This is a genomic window from Sphingomonas sp. NY01 (genome assembly GCF_038809135.1).
GTDB classification, from domain to species: Bacteria; Pseudomonadota; Alphaproteobacteria; order Sphingomonadales; family Sphingomonadaceae; genus Sphingomonas; species Sphingomonas carotinifaciens.
The window spans coordinates 300,293-325,043 of record NZ_CP101722.1 but is presented as its reverse complement, the minus strand read 5'-3'; the positions used below and the strand labels follow the sequence as shown (position 1 = coordinate 325,043).

Annotated in this window: 28 protein-coding genes, 1 tRNA gene and 1 pseudogene; 8 read left to right on the top strand and 22 right to left on the bottom strand. The window is 68.7% G+C overall.

Annotated features, from left to right (window positions below):
- Positions 1–150 precede the first annotated feature (150 nt).
- From NPJ82_RS01625 to cobS, 7 genes are read right to left on the bottom strand one after another with little or no spacing between them, the layout of a single operon-like run.
- Positions 151–1,176: a PepSY-associated TM helix domain-containing protein gene (locus tag NPJ82_RS01625; RefSeq protein ID WP_342658128.1), complete on the bottom strand. Its 1,026-nt coding sequence runs from the start codon at positions 1,174–1,176 to the stop codon at positions 151–153.
- 32 nt (positions 1,177–1,208) lie between these two features.
- The gene (locus NPJ82_RS01620; protein WP_342658127.1) at positions 1,209–1,799 is read right to left on the bottom strand and encodes a DUF922 domain-containing protein; all 591 of its coding nucleotides are present in this window, start codon (positions 1,797–1,799) and stop codon (positions 1,209–1,211) included.
- Position 1,800: 1 nt separating this feature from the next.
- Complete coding sequence (locus NPJ82_RS01615; RefSeq protein ID WP_342658126.1) at positions 1,801–2,049, bottom strand: ribbon-helix-helix domain-containing protein; 249 nt, start codon at positions 2,047–2,049, stop codon at positions 1,801–1,803.
- A gap of 4 nt (positions 2,050–2,053) precedes the next feature.
- Positions 2,054–3,880 carry a cobaltochelatase subunit CobT gene (cobT, locus tag NPJ82_RS01610; protein WP_342658125.1) on the bottom strand — a complete coding sequence of 609 codons (1,827 nt, stop codon included), beginning with the start codon at positions 3,878–3,880 and terminating at the stop codon, positions 2,054–2,056.
- On the bottom strand, positions 3,880–4,185 hold the full coding sequence (locus NPJ82_RS01605) for a DUF86 domain-containing protein (RefSeq protein WP_342658124.1): 306 nt from the start codon (positions 4,183–4,185) through the stop codon (positions 3,880–3,882). Before NPJ82_RS01605 ends, cobT begins: the two co-directional genes overlap by 1 nt.
- 25 nt (positions 4,186–4,210) lie before the next feature.
- Complete coding sequence (locus NPJ82_RS01600) at positions 4,211–4,447, bottom strand: nucleotidyltransferase domain-containing protein (protein WP_342658123.1); 237 nt, start codon at positions 4,445–4,447, stop codon at positions 4,211–4,213.
- A 58-nt stretch (positions 4,448–4,505) separates the two neighbouring features.
- Positions 4,506–5,510 (bottom strand): cobaltochelatase subunit CobS, encoded by a 1,005-nt coding sequence (cobS, locus tag NPJ82_RS01595; protein WP_112383819.1) that lies wholly within the window; start codon positions 5,508–5,510, stop codon positions 4,506–4,508.
- Positions 5,511–5,731: 221 nt separating this feature from the next.
- On the opposite strand from cobS, the gene NPJ82_RS01590 reads away from it, so the two are divergent.
- The 3 genes from NPJ82_RS01590 to NPJ82_RS01580 are packed head-to-tail and all read left to right on the top strand — an operon-like array spanning position 5,732 to position 7,330.
- Complete coding sequence (locus NPJ82_RS01590) at positions 5,732–6,103, top strand: DUF1428 domain-containing protein (RefSeq protein ID WP_342658122.1); 372 nt, start codon at positions 5,732–5,734, stop codon at positions 6,101–6,103.
- 4 nt (positions 6,104–6,107) lie between these two features.
- The gene (locus NPJ82_RS01585; RefSeq protein ID WP_342658121.1) at positions 6,108–6,869 is read left to right on the top strand and encodes a VOC family protein; all 762 of its coding nucleotides are present in this window, start codon (positions 6,108–6,110) and stop codon (positions 6,867–6,869) included.
- Entirely contained in the window at positions 6,866–7,330 is a 465-nt protein-coding gene (locus NPJ82_RS01580) for an SRPBCC family protein (protein WP_342658120.1), read from the top strand. Before NPJ82_RS01585 ends, NPJ82_RS01580 begins: the two co-directional genes overlap by 4 nt.
- Before the next feature lie 4 nt (positions 7,331–7,334).
- Here the strand turns inward: NPJ82_RS01580 and NPJ82_RS01575 are convergent, their stop codons facing one another.
- Positions 7,335–7,943: a J domain-containing protein gene (locus NPJ82_RS01575; RefSeq protein ID WP_112383823.1), complete on the bottom strand. Its 609-nt coding sequence runs from the start codon at positions 7,941–7,943 to the stop codon at positions 7,335–7,337.
- A 38-nt stretch (positions 7,944–7,981) separates the two neighbouring features.
- Here NPJ82_RS01575 and NPJ82_RS01570 point away from each other — a divergent pair, with 38 nt between their 5' ends.
- From NPJ82_RS01570 to NPJ82_RS01550, 5 genes are read left to right on the top strand one after another with little or no spacing between them, the layout of a single operon-like run.
- A complete protein-coding gene (locus tag NPJ82_RS01570) occupies positions 7,982–8,275 on the top strand; it encodes a BolA family protein (RefSeq protein WP_342658119.1) in 294 nt (97 codons plus the stop codon).
- Between the two features lie 3 nt (positions 8,276–8,278).
- Complete coding sequence (locus tag NPJ82_RS01565; protein ID WP_342658118.1) at positions 8,279–8,986, top strand: glutathione S-transferase; 708 nt, start codon at positions 8,279–8,281, stop codon at positions 8,984–8,986.
- A complete protein-coding gene (locus tag NPJ82_RS01560) occupies positions 8,983–9,447 on the top strand; it encodes an NUDIX domain-containing protein (protein ID WP_342658117.1) in 465 nt (154 codons plus the stop codon). The genes NPJ82_RS01565 and NPJ82_RS01560 overlap by 4 nt, the downstream gene beginning before the upstream one ends.
- A complete protein-coding gene (locus tag NPJ82_RS01555) occupies positions 9,440–10,339 on the top strand; it encodes a pirin family protein (protein ID WP_342658116.1) in 900 nt (299 codons plus the stop codon). Before NPJ82_RS01560 ends, NPJ82_RS01555 begins: the two co-directional genes overlap by 8 nt.
- Entirely contained in the window at positions 10,336–11,265 is a 930-nt protein-coding gene (locus NPJ82_RS01550) for an alpha/beta hydrolase (protein ID WP_342658115.1), read from the top strand. The genes NPJ82_RS01555 and NPJ82_RS01550 overlap by 4 nt, the downstream gene beginning before the upstream one ends.
- 391 nt (positions 11,266–11,656) lie before the next feature.
- Here the strand turns inward: NPJ82_RS01550 and NPJ82_RS01545 are convergent, their stop codons facing one another.
- The 14 genes and pseudogenes from NPJ82_RS01545 to hisG form a co-directional block, all read right to left on the bottom strand.
- Positions 11,657–12,409: a hypothetical protein gene (locus tag NPJ82_RS01545; protein ID WP_342658114.1), complete on the bottom strand. Its 753-nt coding sequence runs from the start codon at positions 12,407–12,409 to the stop codon at positions 11,657–11,659.
- A gap of 14 nt (positions 12,410–12,423) precedes the next feature.
- Positions 12,424–12,499 (bottom strand) — tRNA-Phe (locus NPJ82_RS01540).
- A gap of 30 nt (positions 12,500–12,529) precedes the next feature.
- Positions 12,530–12,694 carry a DNA gyrase inhibitor YacG gene (gene yacG / locus NPJ82_RS01535; RefSeq protein ID WP_112383829.1) on the bottom strand — a complete coding sequence of 55 codons (165 nt, stop codon included), beginning with the start codon at positions 12,692–12,694 and terminating at the stop codon, positions 12,530–12,532.
- A complete protein-coding gene (locus NPJ82_RS01530) occupies positions 12,691–13,638 on the bottom strand; it encodes a ribonuclease (RefSeq protein ID WP_342658113.1) in 948 nt (315 codons plus the stop codon). Before NPJ82_RS01530 ends, yacG begins: the two co-directional genes overlap by 4 nt.
- Complete coding sequence (locus NPJ82_RS01525; RefSeq protein WP_342658112.1) at positions 13,631–14,206, bottom strand: nucleoside triphosphate pyrophosphatase; 576 nt, start codon at positions 14,204–14,206, stop codon at positions 13,631–13,633. Before NPJ82_RS01525 ends, NPJ82_RS01530 begins: the two co-directional genes overlap by 8 nt.
- A 26-nt stretch (positions 14,207–14,232) precedes the next feature.
- Positions 14,233–14,451, bottom strand: coding sequence for a translation initiation factor IF-1 (infA, locus tag NPJ82_RS01520; RefSeq protein ID WP_007403889.1), 219 nt, complete (start codon positions 14,449–14,451; stop codon positions 14,233–14,235).
- Between the two features lie 134 nt (positions 14,452–14,585).
- Positions 14,586–15,905, bottom strand: coding sequence for a dicarboxylate/amino acid:cation symporter (locus tag NPJ82_RS01515; RefSeq protein ID WP_342658111.1), 1,320 nt, complete (start codon positions 15,903–15,905; stop codon positions 14,586–14,588).
- A gap of 37 nt (positions 15,906–15,942) precedes the next feature.
- Entirely contained in the window at positions 15,943–17,862 is a 1,920-nt protein-coding gene (locus NPJ82_RS01510; RefSeq protein WP_342658110.1) for a S9 family peptidase, read from the bottom strand.
- Positions 17,863–17,956: 94 nt separating this feature from the next.
- Entirely contained in the window at positions 17,957–20,104 is a 2,148-nt protein-coding gene (locus tag NPJ82_RS01505) for a sodium-translocating pyrophosphatase (protein WP_342658109.1), read from the bottom strand.
- 110 nt (positions 20,105–20,214) lie between these two features.
- Positions 20,215–21,104: pseudogene (gene thiL / locus NPJ82_RS01500) on the bottom strand (thiamine-phosphate kinase).
- 16 nt (positions 21,105–21,120) lie between these two features.
- The gene (nusB, locus tag NPJ82_RS01495) at positions 21,121–21,576 is read right to left on the bottom strand and encodes a transcription antitermination factor NusB (RefSeq protein ID WP_149682725.1); all 456 of its coding nucleotides are present in this window, start codon (positions 21,574–21,576) and stop codon (positions 21,121–21,123) included.
- 43 nt (positions 21,577–21,619) lie between these two features.
- Positions 21,620–22,693: a glycoside hydrolase family 43 protein gene (locus NPJ82_RS01490; protein ID WP_342658108.1), complete on the bottom strand. Its 1,074-nt coding sequence runs from the start codon at positions 22,691–22,693 to the stop codon at positions 21,620–21,622.
- A gap of 95 nt (positions 22,694–22,788) precedes the next feature.
- A complete protein-coding gene (hisD, locus tag NPJ82_RS01485; RefSeq protein WP_162844020.1) occupies positions 22,789–24,081 on the bottom strand; it encodes a histidinol dehydrogenase in 1,293 nt (430 codons plus the stop codon).
- Positions 24,081–24,740, bottom strand: coding sequence for an ATP phosphoribosyltransferase (gene hisG, locus NPJ82_RS01480; protein ID WP_342658107.1), 660 nt, complete (start codon positions 24,738–24,740; stop codon positions 24,081–24,083). The genes hisD and hisG overlap by 1 nt, the downstream gene beginning before the upstream one ends.
- Positions 24,741–24,751: the final 11 nt, after the last annotated feature.

Genomic DNA, 24,751 nt, shown 5'->3' with positions numbered 1-24,751 from the left:
TCCTACAGGATTCACCGGAAACAGGAACGGAAAAGTCCGATCAGGCCGATCGCACCGGTAAAACTCAAAACGCCCCCGGAAATCCCTGCTGGAAACCGTTCAGCCCGGAAAACCCGAAACGTTCCGATACCTGCGGCAGAGAACGCCGCTTCAACCAGACGGTTCTCGCGTGTGGATCGTCCGCCTGCCCGACCCCGTCGCCACCAGCACCACCACCGCCAGCCCGGTCAGCGCCAGCAGCATCCGGCGCCACCATCCGGTGCCGCGCACGCCGTGCAGCGACGCCGCGACGCCTTCACCGGTGCCGCCCCCGTCCGAGCGCGCCACCGCCGCCAGCGCGCCGCCGGTATCGTCGGCCACCTTCACCTGCCGTGCGGTCCCCGCCGCGATCGTCACCAGCCAGTCGGGCGAGCGGCGGGTCGGCCATGCCACCCGCGCCACCGTACCGCCGGTCAGCGCCAGCGCATGGGCCTCGACGATGCGCAACGGCTGTGCCGGGTGCGCCAGCGGCGCCGCGCCGCCGTCCGCCGCGACCCCGCGCCACAGCAGCGGCATGCCGCTCACCGCCATCGCCAGCACCGGCAGCGCCGCCGCCAGCCCGAGCCAGCGATGCCATGCCCAATCGTTGCTGCCGCGAAAGACCGCCACGCCCCACAGCGCCAGCCCCGACAGGGCCAGCCCGATCAATGCCAGCCCGGCCGCCGCGACCAGCCCGCGCCCGACCCACGGCACCGCCAGCGCGGCATGCACCCGCCGCACCCACGCCTCGGCACCGTGCGTCGCGTCGGCCACCGACACACCCGCCCCGCGCGCGGTGCAGGCAAAGAGGCGATCCGCCCCGTCCGCGCCGCGTGTCGTGAAGCGCAGCACGCCCGCACCGCGCTCCATCGCGACGATCCGCCGATCCGGCGGGGCGCCGGCATGCAGCGCCACCACACAGGCATCCGGGTCGATCGCCCCCGCCGCGGCGAAGCGCGTCGGATAGGCCACCCGCTCCACGGCTGGCCACACCGCCAGCAGCGTACCGCTCAGTGCCACCGGCACGATCAGCACCGCCAGCAGCCAGCCCATCCACCCCGCGCCCCCGCCCCGGTGCAACCGCCGCGCGACGCCGGGTCGCTGGACGGCCGACGCCGCCCGCGCCGACGCACGCGGCCTGCCCGTTCGATCCCCCATGCCGCCCTTTCCGGCCGCGCGCCCCGGTGCCGTCAATCGTCCCGCTCCACTGGGCGTGTCGTTGGCGGCGGAAACACCGCCCCCTCCGACCTGCCATGCTCCGTCTCCAGATCATAGGCGCGGCCCTCGGCGCGGATCTGCTCCAGCACCGCCGCTCCCGCCGCATCCGCCTGCGCACAGGGCGCCGCGGCGATCGCCGCCGCCAACCGTGGCAGCGCACGCCGGATCCGCTCCAGATGCTCCATCTCATGCGCCTCCAGATTGGCGGCATAAAGCTGCCACGCCTGCGCCAGTGCAGGCGGGGGATCGGGCTCGTCCAGATAGGGCAGGCGCATCGTCGCCGAATAGCGGATGGCGATCGTCTCCGGCCGGCATGGCGCGCCGCGATCCTTGCCGGCCGGCGCCGTCCATGTGCCATGGACATGACCATGCGTATACGCCTCGACCAGCGTGCCGTCATTCTCGTCGCGCACCCGCGCCGCATCCAGCGCGGCACGTACCGCCGCCACGTCGCGTCCGCGCACCGGATAGCGATCCATCCGCAATCCCTCGAAGACGATCCGCGCGTCCGACGGCTCGGTCGCCGCCCCCAGCAGCAGCGCGCTCAGCCAAAGCGCGTGCATGTCAGGCCGCCACGCCCGTCAGTATCAGCCAGCTTCGCAGCGCGCTCGCCAGGTTCGGCGGGTCCGCCTCGGTGATCCGTCGCGCGTCGATCGCCGCGACCAGCGCCGACAGCGGCAATCCGCGGGCCGCCGCCGCCGCGTCCAGCCTGTCCCAGAAGATCGGTTCCAGGCTGATCGACGTCTGATGCCCGGCGATGGTGATCGACCGTTTCACCGGCCCGCGAAAGCCGCCGGGCGGCGCGTCGATCATCGCGTCACGGCGTGTCGAACAGCGCGGCGAGCTGCTCGATGATCGTGCCGCCAAGCTGCTCGGCATCCATGATCGTCACCGCGCGCGCATAATAGCGCGTCACGTCGTGCCCGATGCCGATCGCGATCAGCTCGACCGGGCTCTTGGTCTCGATCCAGCCGATCACCTGGCGCAGATGCCGCTCCAGATAGCTGCCGGAATTTACCGACAGCGTCGAATCGTCGACCGGCGCCCCGTCGGAGATCACCATCAGGATGCGCCGCTCCTCGGGCCGCGCGATCAACCGGCTATGCGCCCAGACCAGCGCCTCGCCGTCGATATTCTCCTTCAACAACCCTTCGCGCATCATCAGGCCGAGGTTGGTGCGCGCGCGCCGCCACGGGTCGTCCGCCTTCTTGTAGACGATGTGCCGCACGTCGTTCAGCCGGCCGGGCTGCGGCGGGCGGCCCGCGGCCAGCCACGCCTCGCGGCTCTGCCCGCCCTTCCAGGCGCGGGTGGTGAAGCCCAGTATCTCGGTCTTCACCCCGCACCGCTCCAGCGTGCGCGCCAAGATGTCCGCGCTGATCGCGGCGATGCCGATCGGCCGCCCGCGCATCGAACCCGAATTGTCGATCAGCAGCGTCACCACCGTGTCGCGGAAATCGGTGTCGCGCTCGATCTTGTAGGACAGCGACTGGGTGGGATTGACCACGACGCGCGCCAGGCGTGCCGCGTCCAGCATCCCCTCGTCCTGGTCGAAATCCCAGGACCGGGACTGCTGCGCCATCAACCGGCGCTGCAACCGGTTGGCCAGCTTCGACACCGCCGATTGCAGATGCGCCAGTTGCTGGTCCAGATAGCCGCGCAGCCGCGCCAGCTCGTCCGCGTCGCACAGGTCGGTGGCGGCGACCACCTCGTCGAACTGGGTCGTCCACGGCTTGTAGTCGAATTGCGGCGCCAGGTCGGGCTGCGGCCGGTTCGGGCGCACCGGCTGCATGCCCTCCTCGCCGTCATCCTGGCCCTCGCCCTCCATGTCGTCGGGCGAGTCCTGTTGCTGCTGCTCGCCCTCGTCATCGTCGCCGTCCGACTCGCGCTGCTCGCCGCGCGCCTCGACCTGGCCCTCGCCCTGGCCGTCCTGCTCGTCCTCGCTGTCGTCGCCTTCCTCGTTGTCCGGCTCGTTCTCGCCGTCCTCGTCGTCGCCGCCGTCGTCCGCATCCTCGGGCTCGACCGGCGCCTCCGTCAGCTCCAGATCGGCCAGCATCCGCGCGGCCAGCGTCTGGAACGCGCGCTGGTCGTCGATCGCCAGCGCCAGCGCGTCCAGATCGGTGCGCGCATCCACCCATTCGCGCACCAGCGCCAGCGCGGGCGCCGCCGCCGCCGGGCTCTCCAGGCCCGTCAGCCGCTCGCGCACCATCAGCGCCAGTGCGGTGGACAGCGGCACCTCCGCCTCGCTGCGCGCGCGGGTGATCGGGTCGGAACGCAGCCGCATGTCCAGCGCGGTCGCCAGGTTCTCGGTGATCCCGGCATAGCCGCGGCTGCCCAGCGCCTCGACCCGTGCCCCCTCCACCGCATCATACACCGCCCGCGCCACCGCCTCCCCCGGCGCCCCACGCAAATGCAACGCGGTATCATGATGTCTGAGCTTCAGCGCGAACTGGTCCGCAAACCCCCGCGCCTCCGCCACCTGCTCGGGCGGCAGGGCCCGCGCCGGCATCGGCACCTTCAGATGCTTGCCCGACTGCGCTGGCGCATCCGCGGTAAAGGCCAGCTCCACCTCCGGCTGCTCCGCGATCGCACGCGCGGTCCCGGCCAGCACGGCCTTGAACCGGTCTAAAGGCGTTTCGTTGGCCATCAGCTTTCCAAGGCAAGTTCGGCTGCAGCACGAACCAGCGGCACTTCGATCCGCGCCAGATCGAAGATCACGTTACGCGCGACATCGCGATATTCATGACGCAAGCGGTTGCCGAACGCACGCATCTTTTCCACCGGCACGTCCGGTCCCAGATACACCGCTTCGTCCGAAGGTATTTGAATGGCAGCTTCGGTGATGCGCTGAAGCAGACGCTCGACCGCGAAGATCGTACGCTCGTCCGCAACGAACGCAGCGAGGTTCATGCCGTCGATGAACGTCGCGATGCGATCGGCATCCTCGATCATGTCGTGCAGCCGCGACCGGGTTCGCTCAGAAAGCATCGACGCGGTCGCGATCGATTTGTGCTTGGAGGCGCGGCCTGTCGGTCGGCTCCGTCACGATGTCGACAGCCACGCCCAACAGCGCCGCTACGCGCTCATCCAGCGTGAAGTAATCCCAGCCAAGATGCATATCGGAGCGCAGACGCACGGCGAGGTCGAGGTCGGAGTGTGCCCTCGCCTCCCCACGCGCGGTGGAACCGAAGATCGCCACATGTTCGATACCCATTGCATTCAGGTCCGTACGATGCGCGTGCAACCGTTCCAAAGCCTCCGCCCTTGTCATCTCAAGCCCGCCCGACCACGCTTTCGGGCAGGTCCTTGCCAAACACGCGCTGGTAATATTCCGCCACCAGCGACCGCTCCGCCTCGTCGCACTTGTTCAGGAACGACAGGCGGAAGGCAAAGCCGACATCGCCGAAGATCAGCGCGTTCTGCGCCCAGGTGATCACCGTACGTGGGCTCATCACCGTGGAGATGTCGCCGTTGACGAAGCCCTTGCGCGTCATGTCCGCGACGCGGACCATGTTCTCCACCGTCTTCTTGCCTTCCGGCTTGTCATACTCGCCCGACTTGGCGAGCACGATCTGCGCCTCGGTGGCGGCGGGCAGGTAGTTCAGCGTGACCACGATGTTCCAGCGGTCCATCTGGCCCTGGTTGATCTGCTGCGTGCCGTGATACAGGCCACTGGTGTCGCCCAGCCCCACCGTGTTGGCGGTCGCGAACAGACGGAACCAGCGGCTCGGCCGGATCACGCGGTTCTGGTCGAGCAGCGTCAGCTTGCCCTCGGTCTCCAGCACGCGCTGGATCACGAACATCACGTCGGGCCGCCCGGCGTCATATTCGTCGAACACGAGCGCGGTCGGCGTCTGCAGCGCCCAGGGGAGCAGGCCCTCGCGGAACTCGGTCACCTGCTGCCCGTCCTTCAGCACGATCGCGTCGCGACCGATCAGGTCGATGCGGCTGATATGGGCGTCCAGGTTGATGCGGATGCACGGCCAGTTCAGCCGCGCCGCCACCTGCTCGATATGGCTCGACTTGCCGGTACCGTGATAGCCCTGCACCATCACCCGGCGATTGTGGGCGAAACCCGCCAGCACCGCCATCGTCGTGTCCGGATCGAACACATAGGCGGGGTCGAGGTCGGGCACCCGCTCGTCCGCCTCGGAAAAGGCCGGCACTTCCATGTCGCTGTCCACGCCGAACACGTCGCGCACGCGAACCATCTTGTCCGGCGCGTCCATGATCGTCGTCTCGCGACTGTCAGGCTGGGTGTTGGGAATGTCCGTCATCAAAACCTCACGAAGTGCACCAAACGCTCTAGGACAGGCGCGTGTCCCGACTCAACCGTCAGCATCGGCGGCGGCACGAAGAAGCTGAACAAACGCGCCGCCGCGCCGCTGTTTCCGCCCGCCTTATACCCTTGTGGGCATCCCCATGCCCCACGTTGCTTTTTCGCGGCGCCGGGCGCAGCATCGTGCCGCCTTTGAGTCGAAGCCGAAGGAGCGCGACGATGACGAGCGTCAACGGACAGTATCTGCAAGGATTCGTGGTCCCCGTCGGCACCGCGAACAAGGAAGCGTATCGCGACATGGCGGCCAGCGCATGGCCGATGTTCCGGGACTATGGCGCGCTGTCGATCATGGAGGCATGGGGCGAGGACGTGGCCGATGGCGAGGTCACCGATTTCCGCCGTGCGGTGCTGGCCGAGGAGGACGAGACGGTGGTGTTCTCCTGGATCGTCTGGCCCGACCGTGCCACCTGCGATGCGGCGAGCGAGCGGATGCGGACGGACGATCGCATGAAGCCGGGTGGCCCCATGCCCTTTGACGGCAGGCGTATGATCTATGCCGGCTTCGCGCCGATCTTCCAGGCGGATCGCTGACACCATGGGCGCCTTCATCTGGTACGAGCTGATCGCCGACGACGTCGATGCCGCGGCGGCCTTTTACGGCGACGTCATGGGCTGGCGCGTCGCGGATGGCGGCGTGCCCGGCATGGACTATCGCATCTTCCACGCTCCCGACGGCGATGCGGTGGGTGGCCTGCTCGCCCGCCCGCCGGTCATGGAGGACGGCAGGCGATGGTTCGGCTATGTCCGGGTGGACGATGCCGATGCCGCGGTCGCTCGCGCGGTCGACGGCGGCGGCGCCTGCCTGATGCCGGCTACCACGATCCCGCAGGCCGGGCGCATCGCGCTGCTCACCGATCCGCACGGCACGCCCTTCTATGTCATGGATCCGGTGGCCGACGACTCCACCGCGTTCCAGAACAGCACCGATGCCCGGCCCGGCCACATGGTCTGGAACGAGCTGACCGCCCCCGACGACGGCGCCGCCATCACCTTTTATGCGCAGCAATTCGGCTGGCGGCAGGAGGGGGCGATGCCGATGGGCGAACTGGGCGACTATCGCTTCATCCATGACGGCCCGACCTGCATCGGTGCGGTCATGGGCCCCGTCCCCGGCACAGTGCCCGGCTGGCAATTCTATACGCTGGTCCCCGATATCGATGCCGCCCTGGCGCGCATCGTCGCGGCGGGCGGGCAACCGCTTCAGGGGCCGGACGAGATTCCCGGCGGCAGCTTCTCGCTGGTCGCGCAGGACCCCTGGGGCGTGCGCTTCGGCCTGGTCGGCGATCGACGGCCATGACCGAGGAAAGTTTCGACCTGTCGATCACCCGCCTGATCGACGCGCCCCTCGAGGCGGTGTGGCGCGCCTGGGTCGATCATACCGCCGAATGGTACTGCCCCGAACCCTGGCGCGCCGAGATCGTCGAGCGCGACCTGCGCCCCGGCGGCTATTCCTCGATGATCTTCCACGGTCCCGACGGGGAAGCGATGCCGGTCGAGGGCGTCTTTCTGGAGGTGCTGCCGCAACGGCGCATCGTCGCCACCGATGCGTTCGCCGCCGGCTGGGCGCCGCGCCAGCCCTTTCTGGTGCGCATCGATGCCTTCGCGCCGGAGGGCGGCGGCACGCGCTACACCGCCACCGCCCGTCACTGGACCGCGATTGCCCGCGACCAGCATATCGCAATGGGCTTCGACACCGGCTGGAACACCGCCACCGACCAGTTGGCCGCCGTCGCCCGGCGCCTCACCGTCCGGCACTGATCCCTCACGCAAAGGCGGGCGCCTGTCGCAGCTGCTGGTACGCCGCGATCACCTTCTGCAACTCGCGCTCCTGGCTGCGGTCGCCGCCGTTGCGATCGGGGTGATAGCGCCGCACCAGCTCGCTGTACCGCTTGCGCAGCGCATGCCGGTCCGCATCCGCCGCCAGCCCCAGCGTCTTCAGGCTTTCGCGATCCTGGCCCGACAACGGCTTGCCGTCCTGCCGTTCGGCGGCGGGCGTGCGGCGATAGCGCGCGGCGATCGCGTCCAGCGGATCGGAAAAGTCCGACCAGCGCGGCCCCGGATCACCCCCTGCGCTGGCAAAGGCGCGCGTTTCGCGCTCCCACCCGGCATAGGGTCGCTGTGCCTGGTGGATCTCGTCCGCGGTCATCCCGTTGAAGTAATTGTAGCGCTGGTTGAACGCGCGCACATGCTCCAGGCAGAACCAGCGGAACTGCCCCGGCCCATCGCGCCCGCCCGGCCCTTCCAGCGGCGGCGCGCGAAACTCGCCCGCTTCCGCGCATCCCGGCTCGTCGCAAACACGGCCGCTGTTCTCGACCCGGCCATGGAACCGCGCTCCCGGCCGTGCCGCACTCTCCTTCGCCGTCCGTCTCACCGGCTCCCCGCTGCAACAAAAGCGGCTATATAGGAACGATGACCGACCCCGCCACCGCCCCCGCCCTGCCCGTCGCAGACCAGATCGCCGCCCGCCTGACCGCGGCGCTTGCCCCCACCCGTCTGGAGGTGGCCAATGAAAGCGCGATGCACCACGGCCATCTCGGCGATGACGGCACCGGTGAAAGCCACTTCCGCGTCACCATCGAAGCACCTGCTTTTTCAGGCGTTTCCCGCGTCGGGCGGCAGCGTCTGGTGAACCAAGCGCTGGCCGATCTGTTGAGAGACAGGATCCACGCGCTCGCGATCAGCGCCCGCGCACCCGGAGAATGATGCATGCCCTATAAGCTCTGGTACTGGCCCTCCATTCAGGGCCGCGGCGAATTCGTGCGCCTGGCGCTCGAAGCTGCGGAGATTCCCTATGTGGATGCGGCCCGGACCGAGGGCATCGACGCGATGATGCAGGTCATGGCGGCAAAGGACGGCCGCGCCCCCTTCGCCCCGCCCTTTCTGCAAAGCGAGACCACGGTGATCGGCCAGGTCGCGGCCATCCTGATGTTTCTGGGCGAACGCCACGATCTCGCCCCCAGCGGCATGGCCGATCGCATGTGGCTCAACCAGTTGCAGCTCACCATCGCCGACATGGTCGCCGAGGTGCACGACGTGCACCACCCGGTCGGCATGATGGACTATTACGAGGACCAGAAGGCGGAGGCGGCGCGCACCGCGACCCAGTTCCGCGAACAGCGCATGCCCAAGTTCCTGTCCTATTTCGAGGACGCGACCAGGGCCACCCGCGGTGAATGGCTGGTCGGCGACCGCTGGACCTATGCGGACACCTCGCTGTTCCAGCTGGTCGAGGGCCTGCGCTACATGTTCCCCAGGCGGATGGCGACGCTGGAGCCCGATCTGCCCGGCCTCGTCGCCTTGCGCGACCGGGTGGCGAACCTGCCCGGCATCCGCCGCTATCTCGCCAGCGACCGCCGCCTGCCCTTCTCGACCGAGGGCATTTTCCGCCACTATCCCGAACTCGACGCGGCATGAGTGCAGCCTCGCTGGCCACGCGTCCCGCCGCGCGCATCCTGCTGGTCGATGGCTGCGACCGCGTGCTGCTGTTCCGCTTCACCCCGCCCGATCGCCCGCCCTTCTGGGTGACGCCGGGCGGTGCGGTCGATCCGGGCGAAAGCTATGAACAGGCGGCGGCGCGCGAGCTGGCCGAGGAGGTGGGGCTGGCCGCCGATTGCGGCCCCCAAGTCGCCCGGCGAGAGGTGGAGTTCCTGACCCTGCAGGGCGTGCAGGTGCTTGCCGACGAACGATATTTCCGCATCGACATTGATACCTGCGTGGTCGATCCGGCCGGCCACACCGATCTGGAACGCCAGGTGATGCGCGAATGGCGGTGGTTCGAACGCGCCGAGATTGATCGCTGGGCAGAGCCGATCTACCCCGCCGATCTGGTCGCCATGCTGGATGCGACCGACAGTTCGGGACCGCACGATGCTTGATGACGTCATCCTTCAGACCATTCTGCCCGTCACGCACGATCTCGGCGGGTTCAAGGTGCATCGCACCCTGCCGGCGAAGGAACGCACCATGGTCGGGCCGTTCCTGTTCTTCGACCAGATGGGGCCGGCGCAGCTTGCCGTCGGCGGCGGCATCGACGTGCGCCCGCATCCGCACATCAACCTGTCCACCGTCACCTATCTGTTCGGCGGTGCCCTCGACCACCGCGATTCGCTCGGCACGCTGGCGACGATCGAGCCCGGCGCGGTCAACCTGATGACCGCGGGGCACGGCATCGTCCATTCCGAACGCTCCCCCTTTGCCGACCGCGCCGGCGGCGCGCTGCTGTCGGGCATCCAGACCTGGCTCGCCATGCCGGAGGACCGGGAGGAGATGGACCCCGCCTTCGAACACGTCACCGCCGCCGCGCTGCCGACGATCGAGGCGCACGGCGCCCGCGCCCGGGTCATCATGGGGGAATTGTGGGGTCAGCGTGCGCCCACCACCACCTATGCCGGCACCATCTATGCCGACATATCGCTCGACCCCGGCGCCTCCGTGCCGATCGACGCCGCGGCGGACGAACGCGCGCTCTATCTGGCGGAGGGCAGCGCCGAGCTGGAGGGCATGGCGCTGGAGCCGCAACGCCTCTACGTGCTGCGCCCCGGCCTTGCCGCCACCCTCACCTCGCGCAGCGGCGGTCGTGCGATGCTGTGCGGCGGCGATGCCTTTGCCACGCCGCGCCATGTCTGGTGGAATTTCGTGTCCTCGCGTCGCGACCGCATTACGGAGGCGCGCCGTGCCTGGACCGCGGGCGAATTTCCCCTGATTCCCGACGACGATGCCGAACGGATCGAAATCCCCGGCACGCCCAAGACGGTCAGCTATCCATGAACGATTCGGTGCCACCCTTCCCGCTGACCAGGGTGGCACTGGCCACCGGTGTCGAGCTGGACACGGTCATCCTGGGCGATCCCGCCGCCCCGCCGATCATCCTGCTCCACGGCTTTCCCGAATCGCACCGCACCTGGCGGCACCTGCTCCCCGATCTCGCGCGCGACCATCATGTCGTCGCCCCCGATCAGCGCGGCTATGCCGGCTCGTCCAAGCCCGACGGGGTGGAGGCCTATGCCGCCGATCGCATCGTCGCCGACCTGCTGGCACTCGCCGATGCACTCGGTATCGATCGCTTCACGCTCGTCGGCCATGACTGGGGCGGCGCCGTCGCCTGGATGGCGGCACTGCACGCCCCCGATCGGGTCGAACGGCTCGTCATCCTCAACGCGCCGCACCCTTATGTCTTTCAGCGCGCGCTCCTCGACGATGCCGAACAGCGCGCCGCCAGCCAGTATATCACCCGATTCCGCGAAACCGCGCTGGATGGGGGATGGACCGGCACCGCACTCGAACGCTTCTTCACCACCAGTCTGGCCCGGCACGCCGCCGCCCACCTGCTCGGCCCCGAAAAAGCGATCTATCTCGAACAATGGAGCCGCCCCGGCGCGATGACCGCGATGCTCAACTGGTATCGCGCCAGCCGCTTCCTCGTCCCCGCCCCCGGCCAGAACCCACCCCGCCCCGCCTGGATCGACGCGCCCTTCCCCCCGATCCGCCAGCCGACGCTCGTCGTCTGGGGCATGAAGGACAAGGCCCTGCTCCCCGGCCAGGTCGATGGCCTGCCCGACGTCGTACCCGACCTCACCGTCGTAAAACTGGATGCCGGCCACTTCGTCCCTTGGGAAGCGCCCGACGCGGTCTTGAACGCCCTGCGCAACTGGCTCCCGGCCCCCTCTTCCCCACAGGAAACATCAGAAAAATAGCGCCCCGCGCCGTCCAAGCGTTCTGCGCGCAGAAACCATACCCGCCGCAAAGCGGCAGCATCACACCAAGCCCAAGCCCATAATCTGTGGTCGGCCACGCTCCGCCCCCACACAAACTCTCCGCGTCTCCGCGTCTCCGCGCGAACCAATCTTCCTTTTCTCTTCGCATCTTCGCGTCTTCGCGTGAATCACAGCCAAGCCCAGACGCATCTGGATCAATGGTTGATTCACGCAAAGCCACGAAGCCGCGAAGAAGAATTGGTTCACGCGGAGGCGCGGAGGCGCGGAGGCGCGGAGGATGTTGTGGAGCAGGAGGGGTTACGCTCTTCCATCTCTTTTCGTGCCGCTGCGCGGCGAGAGGGGCATGCTGGCAGATGCAGCGCCCATTATCCTACCGCCGCATCGCCCCCAGCAGCGCCTCCAGATACGCGCTCACCTCCCCCACCAGCGACCCACCGAATCGCGGGTTGAGTTCCAGAATGCGCACTCGCCTATCCTCCAGCTTGTAGTTGAAGCAGCACGTCCCCTCGAACCCCAGCGCTTCCAATATCGCCACGCACACCGGATAGGCCGCGCCCGGATCGGCCGGCACCGTGCTCAGCGCCCGCTGCTCCGCACCGCGCACCCCAAGCGTCACCCCCATGTCATAGGCGTAGCACAGCGAATACCGGATACGTCCATCCACGCGCAGCAGGTGCAGCACATATTCCACCGCGCCTGCCACCGCATGCTGGCAGAAGCTGTCGGCGATCGGCACATCCTCGCCGGGCGCCCGCACCATCCGGCACCCGACCCCGAAGTCACCCCGCCGGCTTTTGCGGATATAGGGATAGGTGGTGGGCGGATCGGGCAGCAGGGCCGGGATCGCATCGCCGAAGCCGAGCGCGATCACCCGCTCGTTGAACGCCAGCTTGTCGTCGCACACCGCCACCAGTTCGGCACTGGGCAGCACCGCCCGCGCTCCCGCCGCCCGCGCGGCTGCGATCTGGTCGACGCGCAGCGGCACCACGCAATCGAACGCGGCGAAATCGACCGAATCGAAGGCCGCGAACGTCACGTCGAACCGCGCATGATCGACGAATCGCTCGATCGCCGGTGCTTGCGTCGAATGGTCGCCGAACAGGATGCGGGGTCGCATCATCATCTCTGGTAAGGGAATGGTGCCCAAGGGCGGGATCGAACCACCGACACTGCGATTTTCAGTCGCATGCTCTACCAACTGAGCTACTTGGGCCCGGACCGCGTTGCGATCGGAGACGCGCGTTTAGGGGCGGTTTTCGCCCATGTCCAGCCCTTCTTCGTCTGCCGGCGGTCCCGGCACGCGATATCCATCGCCCAGCCATTGCAACAGGTCGCGGTCGCGGCATCCGCGCGAGCAGAAGGGCTTGTATTCGGGCACGGCCGGCTGGCCGCAGATCGGGCATTTCATCCGCCACGCTCCAGTTGATGCTGCACGCCCGTGCGGCGCGCCAGTTCGGCGCACCAGTCCGGGCGCGCGATGATTCGGTCATACACCGCCGGCGCCAGCCGGTGGATGCGCGAGGCGGTGACCGGCGCCCGCTCGATCTGGCGTAGTGCGGCGCGCGCCGCCGCCGCCACCGGATCCGCCGCCAACCGCTCCGGAATCGATGCGCGCGGTCGCGGCCGCACGATCTGGAGGAAACCGAAGCCGTTGACCGCGGTCCGCTCGAACGGGGGCGCCAGTTCGGCGTCGATCGCCTCGGCCACCGCCAGACGCGCCGCCTTGCCCTCGATCGTCGGGAAATCGATGCCGATCGACCCACCGATGCCATGCCGCCGGATCGCGCGCGCCACGCTCCGCGCCGCGGCGAGCGCCAGCGCATCGTGCGGCGGCGCGCCATCCACGTCGAACAGCGTCATCGCCGGCGTCGCGGTCATGCGCAGCGCCCCCGGCCCGAAGCCAATCTCGCCCGTCACCGCCTCGTCCAGCAGTTCGGACCAGCCCGCCGCCTCCAGCGCATCAGCCTCGTGCGACCGCATTTGCCGCACCGGAACACCACTCGCCATAATTCGCTGCAACAGGTCCGGCCCCGCCGCCGGAGCCGCCTCGCTCGCCACCCCCTTGGGCAGCTTGGCGCGACCCCGCTCGGGGATCGCCTCGCGCACCACCTGCACAGTGAGCGCACCGCCTTGCGTCACCCCCGCGGGCACGCGCCCCAGAAACACGTCACCGCCCGCAGCCAGCGTCACCCGCCCCTGCCGTCCGGGCAGGATCTCCACCAGACGCCCGGCCGCGACGGTACCGACGGCCAGCACATCCTCCGGCTCGATCCCCGCCTCGACGATGCAGCCATCCTCGACCAGCGCGGCCCGCGCCTCGCCGATCCCCGCCTCGTACAGCCATTCAGCCAAGCGGCAGGCCGGACGCCTTCAACAGCGCGCGCGCCTCGAACAGGGGCAGGCCGACGACGCCCGAATGGCTGCCCGACAGGAAGCGGACGAACGCCTCGGCGCGACCCTGGATGGCATAGCCGCCCGCCTTGCCCAGCCCCTCGCCGCACACGACATAATCGTCGATCTCGGCAGCCGACAGCGGCTTGAACGCGACCACCGTGTCGGCGATCCGCGTGCGAACGGTGCCCGCCGCATCGATCACGCAGATCGCGGACAAGGCATGGTGGCGCCGGCCGGACAGCAGCGCGAGCAGGCGGCGCTGCACGCCCTCGTCGGTTGCGGGCGGCAGGATGCGGCGCCCGACCGCGATGGTGGTGTCGCCCGCGATCACGATCTCGCCCGGCCCTCGCGCCACGGCCTGCGCCTTCTCCACCGCCAGCCGCAGCGCATAGACGCGCGGCAACTCGCCCGGCCGCGGCTCCTCGTCGATGTCGGGGGCGGCCTGGCGCGCCGGCACGGCACCGATCCGCGCGAGCAGGTCGCGACGGCGCGGGCTGGAAGAAGCTAGAACGAGGGCGGGGTTCATGATGACCTCGCCGCCAACATCACCCATCACTTGAAGCGATATGTGATCCGGCCCTTGGTCAGGTCGTACGGGGTCAGCTCGACGAGCACCTCGTCGCCGACCAGCACGCGGATGCGGTTCTTGCGCATCTTGCCTGCGGTGTGTCCCAGAATCTCGTGGTCATTCTCGAGCTGCACGCGGAACATCGCGTTGGGGAGAAGCTCCACCACGCGGCCACGCATCTCGAGCAGTTCTTCCTTGGCCAAAAAGCTACCTCAACTGGTCGTAAAAAGGGTTCGCCGCAACGGCGCGCCGCCTTAGCCGAGAAAGGCTCGAAAAGAAAGGCACGCAAGGTTACGGGGATGCGACCCATATGGGTAGCGCATCTCGGGCCGGCAAGTCACGCGCGCTTCGCCGCCCCGCCGGCCCCGCCCCCGCCGCCGGCCACACCATGCGCCACCACGCTCGCCACTGCCAGGTCGCCGGTCACGTTCAGCATCGACCGGCACATGTCCAGAAACCGGTCGACGCCCAGGATCAGGCCGATCGCGGTCGGCGGCACGCCCACCATTCCCAGGATCAGCGCGATGACGGGCAGCGATCCCGCCGGCACGCCCGCGGTGCCGATCCCGCCCAGGATGCACACCGCCATCACCATCGCCTGCTGCCCCAGCGACAGGTCGTGCCCGAACAGTTGCGCCAGAAAGATGACCGTCACCCCTTCGAAGATCGCGGTGCCGTTCTGGTTCGCGGTCGCCCCGATGGTCAGCACGAAGCGCGACACCTTGCGCGGCAGCTTCAACTGTTCCTCCGCGACCTTCAGCGAAGTGGGCAGCGTCGCGTTCGACGATGCGGTGGCGAACGCCATCACCATCGCCTCCTGCACGCCGGCGAAGAAGCGCCACGGCCGCATGCCGCCGCCCAGCCACACCGCCAGCCCGTAGACGACGACCAGCTGGAACCCCAGCGCCAGCAGCACGGTGCCGACATAGGCGCCCAGCCGCACCAGCAGGTCCAGCCCGAACAGCGCCGCCAGGTTGAACATGAAACACGCCACCGCGATCGGCGCCAGCCGGATCACCAGCCCGATCAGCCGCAGCGTCACCGCCAGGATTCCCTCGATCGCCTCGCGCAGCGCCCGCGTCTTCTCCTCGCCGACCAGCACCAGCCCGATGCCGAAGGCGAGCGCGAACACCATCAGCGCCAATATGTCGTCCTGCGACGCGGCGCGGATCACGTTGGACGGAATGATCGCCAGCACCTGCTCGACCGCGCCCGGCTGCTCGCGCGTCGACGCCAGGATGCTCCCTGCCCCCTGCTGCGCCTGCGCCAGCAGTGCGCGTGCCGTCTCTGCATCCACCCCGCTCCCGGGCCGCAGCACGTTGACCAGCACCAGCGCCACCACCACCGAAATCGCCGACAACACCAGCGTCGCCGCCAGTGTCCGCAACCCGATCCGCTTCAGCGCGGCGACATCGCCCATCTCCGCGACGCCCGTCACCAGCGCGGAAAACAGCAGCGGGATGACCAGCATGAACAACAGGCGCAGGAACACCTGACCCAGCGGTCCGGTGACATAGGTCGTCACCGTCTCCACCCAGTCCGCGCCGCCGGCGATCAGGTTGACGAGCAGCCCGCCGCCAAGGCCCACCGCAAAGCCGATCAGCATCTGATAATGCAGCGCGATGCGCGGGGCCGGGGGGGCGGGTGTCTCGGTCATCCCCGATCAACGCCCGGCGGCGATGGAGTGCCGCGGGTCATGCCGGGTTATGCTTTGCCAGAAACGCCGCCATCGCCTTCAGGAATTCCAGACGGTCCTCGCCGCGGGTGAAATGATGGTCGGCCAGCGGCTGTTCGATATAATCGTACGGCTTGCCCGCCGCCTTCAGCGCGTCGGCCATCATCCGCGACTGTTTCACCGGCACGCGCTTGTCCTCGCGCCCGTGCACCAGCAGGATCGGGATGGAAAAGCCCGCCGCACCGAACCGGGGCGATACCGCGCGGTAATCGGGCGCCTGTTTCTTCAGCCAGTCGCCGCGCGTCTTGCCGAACAGGAACTGCCCGTCATAGCGCTGCATCGCGGCCAGGTCCGACACCCCGGCATAGGACACCGCGCAGCGATACAGGTCGCCGTTTCGCTGTGCCGCGCGCATCGCGGCATAGCCGCCATAGGATGCGCCGATCATGCACACGCGCTTGGGGTCGGCAATCCCCTGCCTGGCCAGAAAGGGGATGGCATCGTCCAGGTCATCCTGCATCTTCAGGCCCCACTCCCCCTCGCCCTTCTTTGCGAAGTCGGTGCCATAGCCGGACGAGCCACGGTAATTGGGCTGGATCACCGCATAGCCCAGCTCGGCCAGATACTGCACCCACCAGTCCCACCCTTCCGCATCGCGCGCGAACGGTCCGCCATGCGGCAGCACGATCAGCGGCAGGTTCTTGTGGGCGCGCAGTCGCGGCAGGGTCAGCACCGCCTCGATCGGCGTGCCGTCGCGCGCGGTGTAATGCACGGTCGACACCGGCGACAGCACGCGCCCCTTCAGCGTGTCGTTGTTCCACGCATAGTGCTGCATGTTGCCATAGCTCGTGTCCCAGTAATACAGCGCCCCGGCCTGGGACGGGCGCCCCACCTCGACCAGCAATTTGCTGCGGTCGCCGTTCCACGACACGATCCGCGCCCGGCGCTCGCCCACCGCCTTGTCCACGCCGTCCTGAATCTGCTTCAGCGTCGGATTGAACCACACGGTATGACCGAACGTGTCGGTGACGTTGACGCCGTCGGCATCGGTCTCGGCCGCATTGTCGATCAGGCCGTCCAGGTCATAGCCCTGCGCGGCATACATCTTCTTGCCCAGCTTCAGGTCGGGCAGCGACACCTCGTACAGCGCGTCATGGCCATCGCTGTCGTCGAACGCCAGTGCCGAGCCGTCGGGGCGAAAGGTCAGCGGCACCACCATGCCCTCGTCGCGCTTGCGGTCGGCACGCGCGATGGTGCGGAACGGCTCGCCATTGCGGTCGCGGTAGAGCAGCATCGCGCGGCGGCTTTCGTCATTGTAGCGATAGCCGATCCGCACCTGGCCCTGCCCGTCGGCATACCAGTGCCACACGTTGCGCTGCCCCTCGGCCACCGTCTTCACCCGGCCGGTCGACAGGTCCGCCTCGAACACCGACGGATAGACCTGATCCATCGATTCGATGCCGGTCTGCTTGGCGAACAGGATGCGCGGGCTGCCGTCCTTGGCGGTCCACAGCACCTCGTCGGCGCGGATGCCCGAGCGGGGCCAGTCGATCCGCTTGGTGCTGCTCAGGTCCGCCGGCACGCCCAGCAGGCGGGTGACGTACACCTCCTCGCCATAGATCATGTCCTGCGCGCCGATGCCGACCGCCAGCCACTTGTCGCCGACCCAGCGCCACCAGTTGACGTCCATCTTGTCGCCGATGCGCATCGCCTTGGCCGCGCTGCTGTTGTTCAGCGGTGTGACGACCAGATACTGTTTGCCCCTGATCGCCATCCTGGCGGCGACCTGCGTGCCGTCCGGCGACAATTTGGGCCCCTCCATCGCCGGCAGCTGGGCGAACACCTCGACCGGCACGGGTGCGTTATCCGCCGCCGGTGTTTCCACGACCGGACCGGCCCCCGTCACCGACAGGACCAGCGCATAGATTCCAGACTTCATGTCTTCCCCCCCCTTCGGCACGGCCATTCCCCTGGAACCGCACCGAAGGCAGGAGGATATCAAGGCGGCGTCCCCTTGCAAGAGGCGCCCCGCATCACCCCCCGGCCAGTGCCGCCAGCAGCAGCAGGGCGACGATGTTGGTGATCTTGATCATCGGATTGACCGCCGGCCCCGCCGTGTCCTTGTACGGATCGCCCACCGTGTCGCCGGTCACCGCCGCCTTGTGCGCCTCCGATCCCTTGCCGCCGTGATTGCCGTCCTCGATATATTTCTTGGCATTGTCCCACGCGCCCCCGCCGCTCGTCATCGACAGCGCGACGAACAGGCCCGACACGATCACGCCGAGCAGCATCGCGCCCAGCGCGGCAAAGCCGTTCGCCTGCCCCGCCACCGCCCGCACGATGAAATACACCGCGATCGGCGACAGCACGGGCAGAAGCGAGGGCACGATCATCTCGCGGATCGCGGCGCGGGTGACCAGGTCGACGGTGCGTCCGTAATTGGGCCGGCTGGTGCCCGCCATGATGCCGGGATTGTCGCGGAACTGGCCGCGCACCTCCTCCACCACCGCGCCCGCCGCGCGGCCGACCGCGGTCATCCCGAACGCGCCGAACAGATAGGGCAGCAGCGCGCCCAGCAGCAATCCGACGATGACATACGGGTTGGACAGGCTGAAATCGACCGTCACGTCCGGGAAATAGGTGCGCAGGTCGGTGGTATAGGCCCCGAACAGCACCAGCGCGGCAAGCCCCGCTGAGCCGATCGCATAGCCCTTGGTCACCGCCTTGGTGGTGTTGCCCACCGCGTCCAGCGCGTCGGTGCGCTCGCGTACTTCGTCGGGCAGGCCGGCCATCTCGGCGATGCCGCCGGCATTGTCGGTGACCGGGCCGTATGCGTCGAGCGCGACCACCATCCCCGCCTGCGCCAGCATTGCGGTCGCGGCAAAGGCGATGCCGATGATCCCCGCCAGCTGATACGCCACCACCACCGCGACGACGATGACCAGCGTCGGCAGCGCGGTCGCCTCCAGGCTGATCGCCAGCCCCTGGATCACGTTGGTGCCGTGCCCCGTCTCCGACGCCTTGGCGATCGACTTGACCGGGCGATAGGCGGTGCCGGTGTAATATTCGGTGATCCACACGATCAGCGCGGTCACCGCCAGCCCGACCAGCATGCACCAGAACAGGTCCATGCCGGTGAAGCTCGCCGCGCTGCCAGGGTCCGGGTCCAGCGTCAGCGCATCGGCGCCTGCATCCAGAAAGCCTGCCCCCCCGATCGTCGCCGACAGGTCGCCCAGCACCCAGCGCGTGGCGAGATACAGCGCCGGGATCGACAGCAGGGCCGATGTCCAGAACCCCTTGTACAGCGCCCCCATGATGCTGCCCCGCCCCAGCCGCACCGCATAGGTGCCGATGATCGAGGTGACGATGCACACCGCGCCGATCACCAGCGGCAGGCCCATCAACTGCATGAGTTCCGCCGGATCGGCGCGCACCAGCAGCGCGATCGACACCATCGTCACGCCCAGCGTCACCACATAGGTCTCGAACAGGTCGGCGGCCATTCCCGCGCAGTCGCCGACATTGTCGCCCACATTGTCCGCGATCACCGCCGGGTTGCGCGGATCGTCCTCGGGTATCCCCGCCTCCACCTTGCCGACCAGGTCCGCGCCGACATCGGCCGCCTTGGTGAAGATGCCCCCGCCCAGCCGCGCGAAGATCGAGATCAGCGACGCGCCGAACGCCAGGGCGGTCAATGCCTCCACGATCCCCCGATCGTTGGGCAGGCGCCCGCCCGGCCCGGTCAGATACCAGAACAGCACCGCGATCGACAGCAGGCCCAGCCCCGCGACCAGCATCCCCGTCACCGCCCCCGACCGGAACGCCGCGGTCAGCCCGCCCTGCAGGCTGCTCCGCGCCGCCTCCGCCGTCCGCACGTTCGCCCGCACCGAAATCGTCATGCCGACGAACCCCGCCACCCCCGACAGGACCGCGCCGATCACGAAGGCGGTGGTGGACAGCCACCCCAGCGTTACCGCCATCACCACGGCGACGGCCACGCCGACGATGGCGATGGTGGTATATTGCCGCCCCAGATAGGCCTTGGCCCCTTCCTGGATGGCGGCGGCGATGTCCTGCATCCGCGCATCGCCGGGCGACAACCCCAGCAACTGGCGGCTTGTTATGGCACCATAAAGTACGGCGATCAGTCCGCCGATCATGGCCACGGAGACGGTCGTCATGCTGAAGCATCCTCCCTCGTCCAAACCCGGTCTCTTGCCGGATAAGAAGGGAGGCTAAACACCCGCAGCCAAAACGCAATCATCATGTGATAGTCCGGCGCGACCGCCGATCACGACCCGCGATGCTCGAACCCCAGCGACGACGGCAACGCCGCCGCGCGGCCATGCTCGATCAGCGACAGGCCCGCGCCCACCGCGAACCATCCCACCCGCGTCGCCGCCACCGGCGGCACCGCCCCCCGGCCAGCGCGAACAGCAGTTCGTAATCGTCCCCCGCGGTCGCTGCGGCCCGTGCATCGCCGCCCCAGGCCCGGTACGCGTCCGACAGCGGCACCGCGTCCAGGTCGACCGTCACCGCCACCCCGCTCGCCGCCGCCATCCTGCCTGCATCGATGAGCAGGCCGTCGGACACGTCCATCATCGCCCGCGCGACCGGCGCCAGCGCCCGCCCCTCCGCCAGCCGCGGCACCGGCCGGCGATAGGCGTCCAGCAATTCCGCTGGCCCATCGGACCCTTGCGCGATCGTCAGCCCCGCCCCGGCATCGCCGATCGTGCCCGTCACCCACAGCGCATCGCCCGCCCGCGCCGCCGATCGCACCGGCGCCGCCGCGTCGCTGCCAAGCGCGGTCAAGGTCAGCGTGCGGGCACCGCGCAGCGAGACGGTATCCCCCCCGATCAACCGCGCCCCCATGGCACGCAGCGCGTCGCCGAACCCGGCCAGAAACGCCCGGTCCCACGCATCGTCGCCAATCGGATAGTTGAGCAGCACCCCCTCGACACCGGCGCCCTTGGCGGCCAGGTCAGACAGGTTGGTGGCGACCAGCTTCCACGCGACGTCGCCCGGCGGGTCGCTCGCCAGATAATGCACCCCCTCGACCAGGCTGTCGGTGGTCACGAACAGCGCGCCCGCATCCACCACCGCGCCATCGTCGGTCAGGCCGCGCGCGCCGGGATGCAGCGGCAGCGTGCGCAGCGCGGCGATGAACTCTCCCTCGGTCATCGCCGCGGGCGCGGCATCAGGCGCGGACCGTCTTGGCGATCCCGTCCAGCACGCCGTTCACGAACCCCGACTCGCGCCGTTCGTAGAAAGCATGCGCTACGTCGACATATTCGCTGATCACGGCGCCCACCGGCACGTCGCGGCGCGCCAGCAGTTCGTAGGTACCGGCCCGCAGGATCGCCTTCATCGGCTTGTCCAGCCGCGCCAGCGACCAGCCCGCGGCCAGCTTGCCCTCGATCAGCAGGTCGATCTCGCCCGCCCGGTCGGTCACACCCTTGACGATATCGTCGAAGAAGTCGGTATCCGCCTCGGCATATTCGACATCCTCGATCGTCGCGCCGATGCGGTGATTGTGGAATTCATGCAGCAGCACGGGGACGGCGGTGCCCTCCATCTCGTGCTGATACAGCGCCTGAACGGCGGCCAAGCGCGCCGCCGCGCGCTCCTTGGTACGGTTGCTGGTACGATTCATCGTCGCGCCTTTACGCCGATGCGGCGCGGTCGTCACCCCGCCGCTATCTCGCCATCACCGTCGTCGTGGGCGTGCCGATCCTGCCCTTGGGCAGCGTCACGCCTTCGCGCGTCTGCCTGATCGGCTGGATCGTCCCATCGGGATTGTAATACAGCCGCTCGGCCGCGACCGACCGCCGGAACTCGCCACCCTGCTCGCCGTCGATGGTCAGCGTGCCGTCATGATAGAAGAAGTACCAGTTGTTCTTGAACGCTGCGATGCCGGCATGGATGGTGAAGCTGTTCGTTGCCTCGCCGGTCAGCTCGCCGCGATAGGTCCACGGCCCCTCGACCGAGGGCGCGGTGGCGTAGGAGATGCGCTCCTTCTTCTGCTCCGGCTCCTTGATCGACGCGTAGGTCAGGTAATAGAGCTTGCCCCGCTTGTGCAGCCACGGGCCTTCCAGATAATTGGTGACCTTCAACTCGCGCGGTTCGCCGTCCAGTTCGGTCATGTTGGGCTTCAGCTTGGCGAGGTAGAGGTTGGAATTGCCCCAGGCCAGCCAGCTCGTCCCGTCATCGTCGGTGAACACGGTGGGGTCGATGTCGCTCCATGCGCGCCATGTCGCCTTGTTGTCCGTCACCAGCGCCGATCCGCGCGCGTCCTTGAACGGCCCCAGCGGCGTATCGCCCACCGCCACCCCGATCGCCTTGCCGGGATGCGTCGCGTCATGCTCGACCGTCACGTAGAAGTAGAATTTGCCGTTCTTCTCCACCATCTGCGACGCCCAGGCCTCGCCCTTGGCCCATGCGAAGTCGGTCGGCTTCATGATCGCACCATGCGCCGTCCAGTGCTTCATGTCGGTGGTCGAATAGGCCAGCCATTCGTTCATCGTGAAGCCCTGCTTGCCCTTGGCCTCGTCGCGCCCGGCATAGAGGTACAGCCGGTCGCCCACGACCAGCGGCGCGACGTCGGCGGTGAAGCGGTCGCGGATGATCGGGTTCGCCCCCGGCCGATCGACATAGCGACCTGCGCCGCCGCGTGCCGGCGCATCCTGCGCCACCGACACCGCACCCAGGCCGAGTGCCATCGCGACGCCGGCGCTCCACGCCAGCCGACGTGCCATACGTCCCGTTTCCATGCCGATCCTCTCCCGCCAAGCGCTGGTTGCGCCTCAGGATTTCACTCTAGGGGCGGGAAGATCGTGCCGTCAATTGTCCGACTAGAAACTCTGTCCTATCGGTTCAGTCGCAGGCGCAACGCCACCGACCGCGCATGCGCGGGCAGCCCTTCCGCCTCGGCCAGCGCGACCGTGGCGGGCCCCAGCACCTTCAGCGATTCTTCGGTCAGCCCCAGGAAGCTCGTCCGCTTCATGAAATCCAGCACCGACAATCCGCTGGCGAAGCGCGCCCGCCGCCCGGTCGGCAGCACATGGTTCGGCCCCGCGACATAATCGCCGATCGCCTCGGGGGTGTAGCGGCCGAGGAATACGCTGCCGGCATGGCGCACCCGGTCGAACAGCGCCTGCGGATCGTCGGTCGCGATCTGCAGATGCTCGGGCGCCAGGCGATCGACCAGCGGCATCGCCTCGTCCAGCGTCGGCACGACGATGATCGCGCCGTTGGCATCCCATGCCGCGCGCGCCACGGTGGCGGTGGCCAGTTCGGGGATCTGCCGGTCCACCGCCTCCGCCACCTTGTCGGCGAAGCCCGCATCGTCGGTGAACAGGATCGACTGCGTCACCGTGTCATGCTCGGCCTGGCTCAGCAGGTCGGCCGCGATCCATTCGGGGTCGTTCTTCGCGTCGGCCACCACCACGATCTCGCTCGGCCCGGCGACCATGTCGATGCCGACCACGCCGTACACCTGCCGCTTGGCCTCCGCGACCCAGGCATTGCCCGGTCCCGTCACCACATCGACGCGCGCGATGCGCCCTGCGCCATATGCCAGCGCGCCGATCGCCTGCGCGCCGCCGATCCGCCACACCTCGTCCACGCCCGCCAGATGCGCCGCCGCCAGCACCAGCGCGTTGGTCTGCCCCCCGGGCGTCGGCACCGTCATCACCAGACGCCCGACGCCGGCCACCTTGGCGGGGATCGCGTTCATCAGCAGCGACGACGGATAGGCCGCGCGCCCGCCGGGCACGTACAGCCCCGCCGCGTCCACCGGTCGCCAGCGCGCGCCCAGCCGGACGCCCGCCTCGTCCACCCACTCGCTGTCCTCGGGCTTCTGCTTCTCGTGATAGGTGCGGATGCGCGCGGCGGCCAGATCCAGCGCCGCGCGCAGCTCGGGCTCCAGCCCTTCATAGGCCGCGCGGCAATCCGCCGGCTCGATCCGCCACCCGGTTTCCGCCAGGTCGTGCCCGTCCAGCTTGCGCGTGAACGCCGCCACCGCCGCCTCGCCCTCGTCGCGCACCGCGCGCAGGATGGTCGCCACGTCGCGCGCCACATCGGCGTCCGCCTCGCGCCGCGCATCGACCAGTGCCTCGAACTGCGCGGCGAACCCCGCCTCGCCCACATCCAGCCGCATCACGCCGCCCTCTCCGCCACCGCGCGCCTGATCCCCTCGACCAGCGGCACCACCCGCCCGCGCGTCTTCATCGCCGCGCGGTTGACCACCAGACGCGAGGTGACATGCGCGATCACCTCCACCTCGACCAGCCCGTTCTCGCTGAGCGTCCGCCCCGACGACACCAGGTCGACGATCCGCGGCGCCAGCCCCAGCGTCGGCGCCAGCTCCATCGCACCGTTCAGCTTCACGCACTCCGCCTGCACCCCGCGCTTTGCGAAGTAGGCACTGGTGATATGGGGATATTTCGTCGCCACGCGAACATGGCTCCACCCGCGCGGATCGTCGCTTGCCGCCATGTCGGCCGGCTCCGCCACCGAGATGCGGCAATGCCCGATGCCAAGGTCGACCGGCGCATACAGCTCGGAATAACCGAACTCGGCCAGCACGTCGGACCCGACGATGCCCACTTGCGCGGCGCCATGCGCGACAAAGGTCGCCACGTCGAACGCGCGCACCCGGATCAGCTCGATCTCCGGATCGTCGGTGGCGAAGCGCAGCGCACGGCTGTTCTCGTCCGAAAAGGCGGCTTCGGGCCGGATGCCCGCGGCGGCGAGCAGCGGCAGCGCTTCGGCCAGGATGCGCCCCTTGGGCACGGCGATGATGAGCGGCTGGGACATGGTTCCCGCGC

Coding starts and splice junctions, on each gene's coding strand:
- NPJ82_RS01625 (WP_342658128.1), bottom strand. CDS start 1,176: ATGGGGGATCGAACGGGCAGGCCGCGTGCGTCGGCGCGGGCGGCGTCG.
- NPJ82_RS01620 (WP_342658127.1), bottom strand. CDS start 1,799: ATGCACGCGCTTTGGCTGAGCGCGCTGCTGCTGGGGGCGGCGACCGAG.
- NPJ82_RS01615 (WP_342658126.1), bottom strand. CDS start 2,049: ATGATCGACGCGCCGCCCGGCGGCTTTCGCGGGCCGGTGAAACGGTCG.
- cobT (WP_342658125.1), bottom strand. CDS start 3,880: ATGGCCAACGAAACGCCTTTAGACCGGTTCAAGGCCGTGCTGGCCGGG.
- NPJ82_RS01605 (WP_342658124.1), bottom strand. CDS start 4,185: ATGATCGAGGATGCCGATCGCATCGCGACGTTCATCGACGGCATGAAC.
- NPJ82_RS01600 (WP_342658123.1), bottom strand. CDS start 4,447: ATGGGTATCGAACATGTGGCGATCTTCGGTTCCACCGCGCGTGGGGAG.
- cobS (WP_112383819.1), bottom strand. CDS start 5,510: ATGACGGACATTCCCAACACCCAGCCTGACAGTCGCGAGACGACGATC.
- NPJ82_RS01590 (WP_342658122.1), top strand. CDS start 5,732: ATGACGAGCGTCAACGGACAGTATCTGCAAGGATTCGTGGTCCCCGTC.
- NPJ82_RS01585 (WP_342658121.1), top strand. CDS start 6,108: ATGGGCGCCTTCATCTGGTACGAGCTGATCGCCGACGACGTCGATGCC.
- NPJ82_RS01580 (WP_342658120.1), top strand. CDS start 6,866: ATGACCGAGGAAAGTTTCGACCTGTCGATCACCCGCCTGATCGACGCG.
- NPJ82_RS01570 (WP_342658119.1), top strand. CDS start 7,982: ATGACCGACCCCGCCACCGCCCCCGCCCTGCCCGTCGCAGACCAGATC.
- NPJ82_RS01565 (WP_342658118.1), top strand. CDS start 8,279: ATGCCCTATAAGCTCTGGTACTGGCCCTCCATTCAGGGCCGCGGCGAA.
- NPJ82_RS01560 (WP_342658117.1), top strand. CDS start 8,983: ATGAGTGCAGCCTCGCTGGCCACGCGTCCCGCCGCGCGCATCCTGCTG.
- NPJ82_RS01555 (WP_342658116.1), top strand. CDS start 9,440: ATGCTTGATGACGTCATCCTTCAGACCATTCTGCCCGTCACGCACGAT.
- NPJ82_RS01550 (WP_342658115.1), top strand. CDS start 10,336: ATGAACGATTCGGTGCCACCCTTCCCGCTGACCAGGGTGGCACTGGCC.
- NPJ82_RS01545 (WP_342658114.1), bottom strand. CDS start 12,409: ATGATGATGCGACCCCGCATCCTGTTCGGCGACCATTCGACGCAAGCA.
- yacG (WP_112383829.1), bottom strand. CDS start 12,694: ATGAAATGCCCGATCTGCGGCCAGCCGGCCGTGCCCGAATACAAGCCC.
- NPJ82_RS01525 (WP_342658112.1), bottom strand. CDS start 14,206: ATGAACCCCGCCCTCGTTCTAGCTTCTTCCAGCCCGCGCCGTCGCGAC.
- NPJ82_RS01515 (WP_342658111.1), bottom strand. CDS start 15,905: ATGACCGAGACACCCGCCCCCCCGGCCCCGCGCATCGCGCTGCATTAT.
- NPJ82_RS01510 (WP_342658110.1), bottom strand. CDS start 17,862: ATGAAGTCTGGAATCTATGCGCTGGTCCTGTCGGTGACGGGGGCCGGT.
- NPJ82_RS01505 (WP_342658109.1), bottom strand. CDS start 20,104: ATGACGACCGTCTCCGTGGCCATGATCGGCGGACTGATCGCCGTACTT.
- nusB (WP_149682725.1), bottom strand. CDS start 21,576: ATGAATCGTACCAGCAACCGTACCAAGGAGCGCGCGGCGGCGCGCTTG.
- NPJ82_RS01490 (WP_342658108.1), bottom strand. CDS start 22,693: ATGGAAACGGGACGTATGGCACGTCGGCTGGCGTGGAGCGCCGGCGTC.
- hisD (WP_162844020.1), bottom strand. CDS start 24,081: ATGCGGCTGGATGTGGGCGAGGCGGGGTTCGCCGCGCAGTTCGAGGCA.
- hisG (WP_342658107.1), bottom strand. CDS start 24,740: ATGTCCCAGCCGCTCATCATCGCCGTGCCCAAGGGGCGCATCCTGGCC.